Source organism: Candidatus Synechococcus spongiarum SH4, from assembly GCF_000586015.1.
In the GTDB taxonomy this organism is placed as follows: Bacteria; Cyanobacteriota; Cyanobacteriia; order PCC-6307; family Cyanobiaceae; genus Synechococcus_B; species Synechococcus_B spongiarum_F.
In genome coordinates, this window is the sequence record NZ_JENA01000025.1 from 1 (window position 1) to 12,655 (window position 12,655).

Sequence of the window (12,655 nt, forward strand, 5' to 3'; positions counted from 1 at the left end):
GAATCAACTGCTCAAGGTGGGGGTTCGGGCCTTGAGCGTGGCCACTGTCGGGGTGATTCTGCCCTTTGCAGGGGGCGCCTTGGGGCTGATCTATCTCTTTGACGTTCACGTGATCCCGGCCGTCTTTGCCGGCGCCGCCCTGACCGCCACCAGCATCGGCATCACCGCCAAGGTGTTCGGCGAGCTCAAGTACTTGAAAACCAGCGAAGGGCAGACGGTGATTGGCGCTGCGGTGCTGGACGACATTCTGGGCATCGTGATCCTGGCGGTGGTGGCCAGGTTGGCCACGGGTGGTTCTCTGGCCACCGGTCCCATCGTCAAGCTGCTGGTGGCCGCAGTGGCGTTTGTGGCCATCTCCCTGTTCCTGAGCCGCACTGCCGCCCCGTGGTTCGACCGACTGGTGGATGCCCTGGCGGCCCCGGGAGAGAAAATCGTCTGTGGCGTTATCGTGCTGTCTCTGGGCTGTTTTGTTGCCACGGCCATTGGCCTGGAGGCGGTGCTTGGCGCATTCGCAGCAGGCTTGGTGCTGAGTAGTTCCAAACACGTCCATGAACTCACAGCCCTCACCGAACCCATCGTGGCCCTCTTTGCCACCCTTTTCTTCGTGATGATCGGCACCGGCTTTGATTTCTCGGTGATCAATCCACTGAATCCGGACAACCACGGCGGCCTTGTGATGGCTGGCTTCCTGCTGGCCGTGGCCATCCTGGGCAAGGTGGCCACGGGCTGGTCTTATTGGAGCAAGGAAAAAACCAACCGTCTGGCTGTGGGTCTGGGGATGATGCCCCGGGGAGAAGTGGGCCTGGTCTTCCTGGCGCTGGGGGGGAGCACCAATGTGCTCGGTAGCAACCTGGAGGCGGCAATTCTCCTGATGGTGATTGGCACCACCTTCCTGGCTCCCCTGCTGCTGCGCCTGGTGCTCCCCACAACCGGCGGCAATGATCCTGAACCTGAATTGGCGAGTCCTGCCTCGTCCTGAGGCTTTTCCTCCTTCTCTCCCCGCTGCGCGGCCATGACTGTCATTCGTTCCAAGCCCTCCGCCACCTTGCCGGAGCCGCCGGCAGCCGATGGCGCAGCAGCGGCCCATGGAGGCATCAGCATCGCCAGGGACCCCTGGAAGTTCCGGGGGCATTCCATCCACTGCCTGAAGGCAACACCCCAGGACCATGGGGCGGCCATGGCCAGCCGGAGGCGGCCGGCCCTTGTGCTCATTCACGGCTTTGGCGCCAGCACCCGCCATTGGCGCCACAACATTCCCTGCCTCGCCCAACGGTACGAGGTCCATGCGTTTGATTTGCTGGGCTTCGGCCGTAGCGCCAAGCCCACGGACCTGGCGCTGGACACCAGCTTCTGGCGCGATCAACTCCTGGACTACGTGAGGGAGCGGGTGGGACGACCGGCGGTGTTCGTGGGCAACTCCCTCGGGGGATACGTGGCCCTTCGGGCGGCGGCGGCACAACCGGATTCCAGCGCTGGCGTGGCTCTGCTCAATCCCATGGGACGGTTTCGCTGTGAGCAGGAAAACATGCAGGGGCAGGGGCGCCTGTCCTGGGTGGCCAACGGTCTGATGGGGATGGGGCGCGCCCTTCTCAAAACACGGGTCTTCCAGAGACTGCTGTTCGAGCACCTGCGGCGACCCGCCAGTATCCATCGCCAGTTGCGGAAGGTGTACGTGGATCCCACCAACGTGGATGAGGAACTGGTGGATTCCATTCGCCGTCCTGCCCTGGATCCGGGCGCCTTCGCCGTGTTTGCCAACATCCTCAACATGCCCGCCCATGGGCCGGTGGACGACTGGTTTTCCCGGTTGCGCGCCCCGCTGCTGTTCTGCTGGGGACGCCATGACCCCTGGATCAATCCCATTCCCCGGCTGGCCCTGTTTCGTCAGGCGGCGCCGGAGGCCGAGGAAGTGATTCTGGACGCTGGCCACTGCCCCCATGACGAGCAACCGGACAGCTTCAATGCGGCCTTTTTGCAATGGCTGGATCGTCTTGTCGCCACAGCCGGGGCCTGAACTCGACCATGGTCCGCCCGTGTGGCCGTTCCGGGCAGGAACACCGATAGGCTGAAGTTCCCTGTGATCGTGGCCTGATGAACGTCCCACTTCCCCTATGGATGAAGCGCGCCATGGCCCTGTCCGGGTGCAGCGCCTTGCTGGTTCTGAGTAGCGCCGCCTTGCCCAGGCGCGGTTGGGCGACTCTCATTACAGACAGCCCCAAGGAGGTAATTGACGAAGCATGGCAGATCATTTACCGCAACTACCTGGTCTCCATCGGTGACTATGACAGGAAAAGTTGGCGCCAGTTGCGCAAGGAGCTGCTCTCGAAGAGCTATAGCACCAGGGACGAGGCCTACGAGGCCATTCGGGGCATGCTGCTCACCCTGGAAGACCCCTACACCCGCTTCATGGACCCTGACGAGTTCAAGGAGTTGCATATTGATACCACCGGTGAGTTGACGGGGGTGGGCATCCAGCTCAGCTTCGACGAGGAAACCCAGCGATTGACGGTGGTGGCGCCCATTGAGGATGGCCCGGCAGCCGCCGCTGGCGTGGAGACCAACGACCACATCGTGGCCATTGACGGCAAAGATGCCCGAGGGATGAGCTCGGAAGAGGCGGTGCAACTGATCCGCGGACCCATCGGTTCTCTCGTCACCCTCACCATCGAGCGGGAAGGCGAGAGCTTCGACGTGGTCATCATCCGGGAGCGCATCAGCATCAACCCGATGGTGAGCCGGATCAACACAACCTCCGCCGGCGCCCAGGTGGGCTACATCCGCCTCAAGCAGTTCAGCGCCAACGCCGCCACAGACATGTCCAAGGTGGTCAGAGACATGGAAGCCCAAGGGGTGGATGCTTATGTGCTGGACCTGCGTTTCAATCCCGGTGGCCTTCTGGAAGCCAGCGTGGCCATTAGCGATCAGTGGCTGGACGTTGGCGTCCCCATCGTGAGCATTCAGGGGGGACGCGACAGGAGCATACGCCTCACGCGACAGGAGCCGCTCACGGACGACCCCCTGGTGGTTCTGGTCAACGGGGTCAGCGCCAGCGCCAGTGAAATTCTATCCGGCGCCATCCAGGACAACGGTCGCGGCAAGCTCGTAGGCGAGCAAACCTTTGGCAAGGGGCTTGTGCAGTCCGTGCGGGCGCTTTCGGATGGTTCCGGCATGACCGTGACCATCTCCAAATATCTGACCCCCAACGGTCGAGACATCCACAGGGAAGGGATTGAACCGGATGTGGAGTCTTCCCTGAGCGTCGAGGAACTGCGGGATCTGGGTGTGGATGGCTTGGGAACCATGAAGGATCGCCAATACCGGGTGGCGGAAGGGATCCTCCTGCAAGCCCTGACTCAACCGGGAGGAGGGAACACTCGGGATCTCTAGGCAGTGGCAGCGACGGACCTCAGATTCCGGCGCCGACGGGTTGCATCAGGCCACCACCCGAGGAGTCATCGTCGTCGTCGTTGGGAAAGCCGCTGCTGACGAAGAACAGGGCCATTGCGGAAACACTGATCAGCAAGGAGACGTTGATGGCGATGAGGTCGTCCAACAGGATTTATGCAGTTGCCGTAGTGTAACAGCACTTTTCCTTTTGCGTAGAAAATCGGGAATCCCGGAGAGGAAGCCGGGCCGGCGGGGAATCACCGCTAGCGCACCCCACCATGGCTGGCTGAGGGCCAGGGCACCAATCTCAGGGCAATGGCCTGAACTGCGGCCTGGGTGCGGTCACGGGCCCCCAGCTTGTCCAGCAACTGGCCCACATGGGTTTTCACGGTGCTGATCTCCAGGTGCAGGTTTTCACCAATTTCCCGATTGGAATGGCCTTGAACAATCAGTTGCAGCACCTGCCGTTCTCGCGCCGTGAGCTTGTGGTCCTGCTGGGAACCACGGTCACCATGGGGGGTTCGTGGCTCTGTGGTGAGCGCGGGATCCCTGTACCTGCCTCCATTCAGCACAACCCTCAAGACCTGAACCACGGTGCCGGCATCCGCCGAGTTGATGCCAAGGATCCCATCGCAGCAGGCCTCCGCAATTTCCCGACTGAATTGAGAATCAGGAAGATTGCAGATCAATACAGTCTTTGGCGCTGCGGGCAGGCGTTTGGCCTGGGAGATGAGCGCAAGGGTGTCCCCCTCAACAACCAGGGGTTCAATGCAGACAAGCAGTTGAGGTCGCCGGGAGCGGATCAGAGCAAGGCCGTGGGTTGCGCATGTGGACAGCTCCAGGGCCAGTGGCTCGGGAAACAGGGCAACACTGATGATCGACACAAGACCGAGGATGTCCTGGCGACCGCAGACCACCACCACGGATGCCCCGGGTTCGGTGCGTAAAGCGTTGCCCGGGATGGGGGAAGGCTCTTGGAGAGAGGGGCCGTATCGAGGCATTGGGTGGGAGCGATGGTTGCTTATTGAGAATATAACCCAACAGACATGGCTAAATGAGACTCAATAAGAGGTTATTTGCAAACGCCGCCCCAAGGCCTGGCCTTGGGGGGCCCGGGGTCATGCCCCTCTCCCGAACCATGGGCCTGATCCCGCCCCCATCGGCAGGGCTCGCCACCATTCCCCCATCGGGTTGTCAGGAAGACCCGGCCACCACGCCACTCTTGTGCAGGCTCGTCTCCATGGCCTGGCGATTCAGACAATCCAGGCTGAAGCGATATCCCTGCTGCCGCACCGTCTGAACCACGCTACCTTCTCTCCCCAGTCCTGCCTGCTCCAGCTTGCGCCGCAAGGTGAGCACCTGGGTATCCACGGAGCGGGGGCCGCCACTATGGGGTGGCCAGGCCATGCGCAACAATTCCTGGCGGCTGCGGGTGACGCCAGGGGGCATCAACAGGGCGCAAAGCAAGGCGAACTCCCGCGGACTCAGTTCCACGGGTTCATCCCGAAGGGTCACCCTTCGCAAGAGCAGGTGGACATCCAACGGTCCCACGCTGACCCGTTCCTTCAGACTATTGGTGCGACGCAACAGTGCCCGGCAGCGGGCGGCCAACTCTTCCAGGCCAAAGGGCTTGCATAAAACATCGTCAGCGCCGCCGTCGAGCAACTCCACGGTGGCCTCCGTGGCTGTACGGGCCGTGAGAATCAACACACGACAGCCCAGGGATTCCGCAAGACGCAAGCCCGTTGAATCCTCCAGAAGCTCTGTGGCCACCAGCAGATCGGGCTTTTCGTTGGCGCAGACCTGCATGGCTTGGTGGGCAGTGGCTACACCTGCGGTCAGGTGGCCGTCCTGTCGCAAACGCTGGGCAAGCACAACCCGCAGCGCCGGATGGGCCTCCAGCACAAGGATGCGGGTTGCCGTGGTCAGCGACCCGCGGTCAGTTGCGCCAAGGTTGGACTCCAAAGCAGGCTGGTGTAGATAGGGTTAAGCTATCCGTAGAAAAGGTTTGGCTGCTGCCCAGGCCCGGTCAAACCGAGGTGGATATTGACCTTTGTAAAGGAAGGAGATAGTCACCAGCCCCGCGCTCCCCAGGATCCCCGCCAACCGGAAAAACACCGGGAAACCACCACCATCATCACCCCCATGTGATGCCCCGTTCATCCTCCAGCCTCCCCCAACACCGATGACGGCCCTTCAAGATCCCGATGCGATCCGCCACTTCCAATCCCTCTGCGATGCGTGCCGCCATATGGCCCTCCGCGGCTGCAATCCATCGGAGTTGCGCCTCTACGCGGATGGCTATCTCCATTGTCTGGGCCGCAGCCAGCAATTGAACCCCATGGCGCAGCAGCGGTTGGAGGAATTGATTGGCCGCTGGATCCTGGATCCCTCCAGCAGCATCTGGCCGGAAGGGCGCAACCACGGCCTGCAGCGCCTGCTCAGCTAACCCTCAACTCCCCTCGACGGCGGAATTCAGGACGCCAGGGCCACCTCCATGGTTTCTCGCAGTTCGCCGGAGTTGTACATCTCGATGAGAATGTCGCTGCCGCCAAGGAACTCCCCCTTGAGATACACCTGGGGGATGGTTGGCCAGTTGGCGTAGTCCTTGATTCCTTGGCGAATCTCCGGATCCGAGAGCACGTCAAATGTTTCGTAGGGGATGCCAAGGGCGTTGAGCACCTGCACCACGTTGTTGGAAAACCCACACTGGGGCATGAGCTTGCTCCCCTTCATGAAGACGAAAACGGGGCTGCTGGTCACCAGGGTTTCAATGCGTTGCTTCAGGGCAGGATCCATGACAGTGGGAGTGTTGGGAGAATGGGCGCCAAGGGACCGGGGGCAGCCATTGAGGGACTGTGCCTCATGCCGTGTCCCTAGGCTGGCGGCGCCGTTGTCAGGGCCAGGGCGTGAATGGCTTCGCTGGCAAACTGGTTCTTGAGGGCGCCATAAACAAGTTGATGCTGACGCACCCGGGGCAGACCGGCAAACGCTGCCGAGGTCACGGAGACCTGCAGGTGGTCTCCGGAACCGGTGAGATCCTCAACGGCCACCTGGGCATCGGGAAGGGCTGCGCAGATGGCAGCCTCAACAGCGGCTGGAGTGACCATGGTCAGCAAAGCGCACTTGAATCCTAGCCGCCATCCTAGCCTGCACTTCCACCGGGTCCCTGGTACAGGGTTTCGGCAAAGCCCAACTCCACCAACTGCTGATAGGCCCGGGCGCCCAACGGATTGGTGACCGTCATCAGCTTGATCACGTCCACCAGCAACGGAACCGCCACCTCGGGCTGTTGCAGGCGACGGTAGAGGGCGGCAAGGCGAAGGTTGGCTTCGGCTTGCAGCGTAATGGAGCGGCGACCTTTGGTGTCCATTTCCCGGGGCACCCGGGCATCGAGGCCACGGAAGGCGCCACTGAGGTCACGATAGAAGCCCGCCAATGCCCGGGCTGCGCCGCGGGCGTCGTCGTAGTTCCTGCGCGCTGTCTCCAGATCTTCTGCTGCAACGGCTTCATCCCCCTGTTTCAGGAGGCGTTCCACGGTGTCAGGGTTGAAGCTGGCCTCGTCGGACTGAAGCACCTTGACGGTGGCTTCCGATGGATCCTGCTCCTGGGCAAAAGAGCCATGGGCAAGCGGCAAGGCCAGGGCCACCGCCAAAGCCGTGAAGTAGCCAACAGAAGATTGCCAGAGGTTACGCACCGGCAGGGAGACAATGATGTAATTCATAGTACGGGATCAGGGAACCGGGCAGAAGGGCCACCGATTACCCTGGATCCCTGGCTCGCCACAGCAGTGCTCACGAGGTACGGTCACCATGACAACCCATCTACGGACCCCGGACGCCAAACCAGAGACAGGAATCCCGGTCACCATCCTGACGGGATTTCTTGGGGCGGGGAAGACCACGCTGCTCAACCACATTCTCGGCAACCAGGACGGCTTGAAAGTGGCCGTACTGGTCAATGAGTTCGGTGAGATCGGCATTGATAACGACCTGATTGTGACCACCAGCGACATCATGGTGGAGTTGAGCAACGGTTGCATCTGCTGCTCCATCAACGGGGAACTGGTGGAGGCCATGGACCGACTGCTGGCCCAGCCCCAGCGGTTGGACTACGTCATTGTGGAGACGACGGGTCTGGCGGACCCTCTGCCGGTGGCCATGACCTTCCTGAGCAGCGAGCTGCGGGATGAGTGCCGCCTGGACTCCATCATCACCCTGGTGGATGCGGAGAACTTTTCCCTGGATCTGCTGACGGGTGACGTGGGCCGTAGACAGATTGTCTACGGCGACATTGTGCTGCTCAACAAGACTGATCTGGTGAGCGAGGAGCGGCTGAAGCAGGTGGAGCACTCTCTCCTGAACATCAAACCGGATGCCCGCATTCTCCCTTGCCGTCGCGGCAACGTTCCCCTGGGACTCCTCCTCAGCGTGGGCCTCTTTGACTCCGACCGCTGGCTCCAGCCTGAGGAGGAGGATTCCCAACCCGGCCATGACAGCCACCACAGCGGGGACCATCACCACCACCACGACCACCACGACCACCACGGCCACCATGGTCACCACCATCATCACCCGTCGGACGGGGACGAGGCCGGCGCCATTGAAGGGTTCACGTCCCTCTCCTTCCGCAGCGATCAACCCCTGGACCTGCGCTCCTTTCAGAACTTTCTCGATAATCAGCTTCCCCAGACCGTGTTTCGGGCCAAGGGGATTCTCTGGTTCCGGGAGAGTGAGCGGCGCCACCTGTTCCACCTGGCCGGTAAACGCTTTTCCATTGACGACGACGACTGGCCTGCCGCCAAGTCCCGCAGCAATCGCCTGGTTCTGATTGGCCGGGATCTGGACCACGCCACCTTGCGGCAGCAACTGGCCGTCTGCTGCGTCGGCGCAAGAGGGGTGTGGGCCTCGCCTGAGATTCCATAATTCACCCGATCATTCGCTGATCCCCATGGTTCAGAGGCGCCCTTCCCTGATCGTCCTGGTGCTGGCCATCGCTGGGCTGGCCCTGGCTCCCGTGATCATGGTGGCGTGGCTGGCGCTGCAGGATCAAGGCATTGCCGAGGGAATCGGCGTTGGCGTGATCAACACCCGCCAGCTCAGGGGAACCATCGGCCTGTTGGCCACCGTTGGCCTCGGGGTGACCCTGCTGGGGGTGACCACCGGCTGGGTGACCGCCTGTTGCCGCTTCCCCGGACGTCGCTTCCTGCGCTCCATTCAGCTTCTGCCCCTGGCCACACCGGCCTACCTGCTGGCGGCGACCCTGGTGGATCTGGGATCCATCCAGGGATGGCGTGTCTACGGGTTCGTGTGGGGGGTGGTGGTGCTCAGCCTGGCCAACTATCCCTACGTCTTCCTGCTCACGACGGATAGCTTCTCCCGCCTGGGCCAGCGGCAACTGGAGGCCTGCCGCACCCTGAGCCTGGGGCCTTGGGGAAGTTTCTGGCGGGTGGCGCTGCCCCTGACCCTGCCCGCCGTTGGCGCCGGCATTGCCCTCAGCGGCATGGAGGTGGTCAATGAACTGGGGGCCGTGGAGTTGCTGGGCGTTCCCACCTTGTCCTACGGCATCCTTCAGCGCTGGCAGGAGCAGGGCAACCCCACCAGTGCCGCCCAGATGGCCCTGGTCACCCTGGTGGTGGTGGCCAGCCTGGTGGCCCTGGAGCGCTGGCTCCGCCGCCGCAGCCGCCGTTGGGCGCTGGATGGCCGTAGTGTCCACCCGTCGTTGGTGTGGCCCTTGGCGGGGTGGCGCGCCGCAACCGCCCAGGTGATTTGCGCCCTCCCCCCTGCCCTGAGCCTGGGTGTGCCCCTGCTATGGATGAGTCGGCGCTGGCAGGGAATGGCGGAGGACCCGCAAGAGTTGCTCACCCTGACAGGGAATACCGTGATCCTGGCTTCGGCGGCGGCGGTGCTCACCATTGCCGTAGCCCTGTTTCTGGCGGTGGCGCGCCGCTGGATCCGCCATCCGCTACTGCAACGCCTGGTGTTTGTGGCCTCCATGGGCTATGCCATTCCAGGCACGGTTCTGGCCCTGGGTCTGTTGGCCCTGGGGGGCCGCTTTGGCTGGACACCATTGACCCTCCTGGTTCTGGGCTACACGGACCGCTTCATGGCGGTGGGCCGGGGTGGATTTGACGCTGCCCTGGAGCGGATTCCCCCCACCATGGAAGAGGCCGCCACCAGTCTGGGCAGCAACTGGCAGCAAACCCTGTGGCGTATCCATTTGCCTCTATTGGCCGGTCCCCTGCGGGTGGGGGCCCTGCTGGTGTTTGTGGACACCATCAAGGAGCTGCCCCTCACCTTTGCCCTGCGGCCCTTCAACTTTGACACCCTCTCCGTGCGGGTATTCCAGTACGCGGGAGACGAGCGGCTGAACTCCGCCCTGGGGCCGGCCGCCCTGATCCTGACCCTCGGCCTGGTGGCCTCCTTCGCCATGATGCGCACCACGGAAACCCTGGCGTCCCAGGCGGCGCCGGTGGCGGAGTGGGAAGGCCAGGGTAAAATGTCGGCAGTAAAGCTTAAGGCTCCATGATGAAAAAGCTGACCGCACCACGGAAGCGCCCCACTGCAGCCGGGTTGACCGGGGGCCATCCGGGCCGTGCCCATGGCGGCGCCTGGGGTGCTATTTGCCGGTGCAGCCATTGCGGGGCCGTTCGGCTTTGATCTGAAGAGTTCTGTGGAGCCTTCGAGGCTTTATAGTTTCTGCGAGGAGGGTGATGGTGGTCACTGGAACTATGAGTGTACTACTGCCCCCAAGCCTCATCCTGATATGGATACTTATCTTCTACACTTCGTAAAAGGTGTTGGTGTATGTGGCGTGAGAAGTGCAATCACAGACATTTATACTGATAGCAGCGGATCCATTTTAAGGAATAAGACTGACAGCATCGCCAACCAAATAAAGCTTAAGTACGGACAATGGAGTATTAAGATTGATGAGCTAGAGGGAAATTCTTTTGATTCACCATTATTTTGGACGTATTCACTTTCGGAAGGACTAAGGGATTATGATTACTATTGGGGTTCATCAGGTTTGTCGGCTGCGCATCGTAGTAGCATAGATCGAATACTTGTTATGACCGAAGCCTTCAGCAGCAGTGAAGGGTTGATTCTGATTGACTTCTACACACCCCTGACCTCACTACCGCTGAAGGCGAGGGTCGCGTGTGCATAAGTCCCGACTACTGAGGTAAGGTTAGGCAATGGCCGAGTTCACGTTGGGAAGCGAGCATGGGGAGCATCCACCCAACGGTGGAGAGGGGCAGGGTGGCGGCGCTCCTGGCGAGGGGGCATGGGGCTGTGCCGTTGGGGGAAGTGACCCTATGGACTTGACAAGGGGGAGAGGGCTGCTAGGCGGCACAATGCGGAAGCAGGAAGCAGGAAGCAGGAAGCAGGAAGCAGGAAGCAGGAAGCAGGAAGCAGGAAGCAGGAAGCAGGAAGCAGGAAGCAGGAAGCAGGAAGCAGGAAGCAGGAAGCAGGAAGCCAGGAGAGGAAGCTGTGGCCGGAGGTGGGTCGTGGTAACGCCTCCCCCAGGCGGGCCACTGTCTGCCCCTGCCGGGGCGAGGGTAACGCCAGTGGCCACCCCCGCCCCGGCCCCAGGGCGGGGGGACGGGTTCCAGCGGAGCGCCGCCTACCTTGATGCGGCTGCCCACCGTGTGGGCCGTGGATTATGGGGCGTAGCGGCCTCGGCGCTGCTGGGGCTTGGGCCGGCCCCGATTCTTGTTCCCGTGGTCCTCAGCCTGCCCCTGCTGGTGAGCCCGGCGCGCCACAGCACGGCGCCCCAGTTGCTGCTGGCATTGGCCGCAGACTCCATCGGCCTCCTGCTGGGAGACCAACAGCCGGCCCAGGCCCAGGGGGGTGCCGCCGAGTTCTCCCTCACCGGCACGCCCTCCCTGGGGCAGACCCTCACCATCAGCAAGACCAAGGACGACCCGGACGGTAACGGCGCGTTCTCCTACTTCTGGCAATTCCGCGCCACTCCCTCCGAGCACTGGAGTCCCGCTGCGGCCAGAAACAGGGGTTGCGCCAACGACGCCCTCACCTGCACCCCCGTCCACACCACCACCCACCCCACCATCGGTGGCGAGTTCAGGGTGCGGGTCTTTTATACCGACGGCATCGGGCAGGGCCATACTGTCGACACCAACACCATCGGGCCTATCACCCCGGATGCGGCGCCTACTGGCTTGACGGCGGTGGCGGGACCGGGGAGTGGTGAGGTGACGTTGGAATGGGACAATCCGGGCAACAGGTACATCAGCAAGTACCAGGTCCGGCAGGGGACAGGCACGACCGTGACGTGGGGCAGTTGGACAGACTTCACCAGCACCGGTGCCACAACGAGTCATACGGTCACCGGGCTGACCAACGGCACGGCGTACAGCTTCCAGGTGCGGGCCGTGGTGGTGTGGAGTGGGAAGACCCAGAACGGGACGGCATCGGCCACGGTCACAGCCACGCCGGTAGCGAGTCCGCCGCCGGTGATGTCGTTGCGCGAGCCCAGCGTGGAGGGTGTGATGAGGGTAGATAACAAGCTGTTGTTGCCGGAGAGCGCGCATCGGTCGGGCAGTGAATTCAGCTACAGCATCAGCAGCAACGTTGCGGTCGGTGCGGGGGTGTTTGTATGCATAGAGGTGAGCGAGAGCGGCGGCGACCGGCTAGCCGCCGGAGCCGGCCGCGAGGGGATAGGCATAGCAGGTTTTTCGAATGGAACGATGGCCCTTGCGCCGACGTTGGGTACTTGGACTAACAATACGACGAACGAGCGTCCCAGCAGGATAACGATCAGGTTGCTGCCGCCGACGGATAGCAGGTGCAGCGTCATTGGCGCGGCCGGCTACGTGGTGAATCCCCGTGGGGAGGACAACACGTTTTCGTTCATCATTGCGGACGACGACGATCTGAGCGTGGGTCTGAGCAGTGCGGATGCCACCATGATAGAAGGGGTAGGGTCGCAGTCGGCCTCGGTGACGGTGACGTTGGGGCGCAGGCTGTATGCGGGGGAGAGTGCGGAGGTGGTATTGGATCTGAGCAGCAGTACGGGGGCGATGCTACCGGACGGGGACGCCATGACGAAGGACGACTTTGTGGTAACGGCGGCGGGGACGGGGGTAACGGGTGAGGATCTGGACAGCAGCAGGCTGACATTGACGTTCGAGGGGCATGATACCGATACGGTGCGGACAGCCACGTTGACGTTCACACCGACGGATCGGGACGACGGCGATACTGACGACGATACGGTGACGGTGGCGTTAAACACAAGCAACAGC

The 12,655-nt window shown here is 62.4% G+C and carries 14 protein-coding genes; 8 read left to right on the forward strand and 6 right to left on the reverse strand.

Going from position 1 to position 12,655, the window contains the following annotated elements:
• The 3 genes from BG35_RS0102295 to BG35_RS0102305 all read left to right on the forward strand — a co-directional run.
• On the forward strand, window positions 1-979 hold a 979-nt coding region (locus tag BG35_RS0102295), incomplete at its 5' end, for a cation:proton antiporter (RefSeq protein ID WP_025781523.1).
• Window positions 980-1,012: 33 nt separating this feature from the next.
• Window positions 1,013-2,014, forward strand: coding sequence for an alpha/beta fold hydrolase (locus tag BG35_RS0102300; RefSeq protein ID WP_080687983.1), 1,002 nt, complete (start codon window positions 1,013-1,015; stop codon window positions 2,012-2,014).
• A gap of 113 nt (window positions 2,015-2,127) precedes the next feature.
• Window positions 2,128-3,387: a S41 family peptidase gene (locus BG35_RS0102305; protein ID WP_236619745.1), complete on the forward strand. Its 1,260-nt coding sequence runs from the start codon at window positions 2,128-2,130 to the stop codon at window positions 3,385-3,387.
• Window positions 3,388-3,406: 19 nt separating this feature from the next.
• Here the strand turns inward: BG35_RS0102305 and BG35_RS13305 are convergent, their stop codons facing one another.
• The 3 genes from BG35_RS13305 to BG35_RS0102320 form a co-directional block, all read right to left on the reverse strand.
• Window positions 3,407-3,553 (reverse strand): hypothetical protein, encoded by a 147-nt coding sequence (locus tag BG35_RS13305; RefSeq protein ID WP_173399724.1) that lies wholly within the window; start codon window positions 3,551-3,553, stop codon window positions 3,407-3,409.
• Between the two features lie 97 nt (window positions 3,554-3,650).
• Entirely contained in the window at window positions 3,651-4,310 is a 660-nt protein-coding gene (locus BG35_RS11370) for a helix-turn-helix transcriptional regulator (RefSeq protein WP_025781526.1), read from the reverse strand.
• A gap of 271 nt (window positions 4,311-4,581) precedes the next feature.
• Entirely contained in the window at window positions 4,582-5,352 is a 771-nt protein-coding gene (locus tag BG35_RS0102320) for a response regulator transcription factor (protein ID WP_025781527.1), read from the reverse strand.
• Between the two features lie 220 nt (window positions 5,353-5,572).
• On the opposite strand from BG35_RS0102320, the gene BG35_RS0102330 reads away from it, so the two are divergent.
• Window positions 5,573-5,836 (forward strand): DUF6761 family protein, encoded by a 264-nt coding sequence (locus tag BG35_RS0102330; RefSeq protein ID WP_025781528.1) that lies wholly within the window; start codon window positions 5,573-5,575, stop codon window positions 5,834-5,836.
• A gap of 26 nt (window positions 5,837-5,862) precedes the next feature.
• Here the strand turns inward: BG35_RS0102330 and grxD are convergent, their stop codons facing one another.
• The 3 genes from grxD to BG35_RS0102345 form a co-directional block, all read right to left on the reverse strand.
• Window positions 5,863-6,186: a Grx4 family monothiol glutaredoxin gene (gene grxD, locus BG35_RS0102335; RefSeq protein ID WP_025781529.1), complete on the reverse strand. Its 324-nt coding sequence runs from the start codon at window positions 6,184-6,186 to the stop codon at window positions 5,863-5,865.
• A gap of 77 nt (window positions 6,187-6,263) precedes the next feature.
• Window positions 6,264-6,497 carry a BolA/IbaG family iron-sulfur metabolism protein gene (locus BG35_RS0102340; protein WP_025781530.1) on the reverse strand — a complete coding sequence of 78 codons (234 nt, stop codon included), beginning with the start codon at window positions 6,495-6,497 and terminating at the stop codon, window positions 6,264-6,266.
• A 35-nt stretch (window positions 6,498-6,532) separates the two neighbouring features.
• Window positions 6,533-7,111 carry a hypothetical protein gene (locus tag BG35_RS0102345; RefSeq protein ID WP_025781531.1) on the reverse strand — a complete coding sequence of 193 codons (579 nt, stop codon included), beginning with the start codon at window positions 7,109-7,111 and terminating at the stop codon, window positions 6,533-6,535.
• Between the two features lie 88 nt (window positions 7,112-7,199).
• Here BG35_RS0102345 and BG35_RS0102350 point away from each other — a divergent pair, with 88 nt between their 5' ends.
• The 4 genes from BG35_RS0102350 to BG35_RS0102360 all read left to right on the forward strand — a co-directional run.
• The gene (locus tag BG35_RS0102350) at window positions 7,200-8,312 is read left to right on the forward strand and encodes a CobW family GTP-binding protein (protein ID WP_025781532.1); all 1,113 of its coding nucleotides are present in this window, start codon (window positions 7,200-7,202) and stop codon (window positions 8,310-8,312) included.
• A 25-nt stretch (window positions 8,313-8,337) separates the two neighbouring features.
• Complete coding sequence (locus BG35_RS0102355) at window positions 8,338-9,915, forward strand: ABC transporter permease (RefSeq protein ID WP_025781533.1); 1,578 nt, start codon at window positions 8,338-8,340, stop codon at window positions 9,913-9,915.
• A gap of 72 nt (window positions 9,916-9,987) precedes the next feature.
• A complete protein-coding gene (locus tag BG35_RS12580; RefSeq protein ID WP_152535131.1) occupies window positions 9,988-10,557 on the forward strand; it encodes a hypothetical protein in 570 nt (189 codons plus the stop codon).
• Window positions 10,558-10,957: 400 nt separating this feature from the next.
• A partial coding sequence (locus BG35_RS0102360) for a fibronectin type III domain-containing protein (protein WP_025781534.1) occupies window positions 10,958-12,655 on the forward strand: 1,698 nt, incomplete at its 3' end.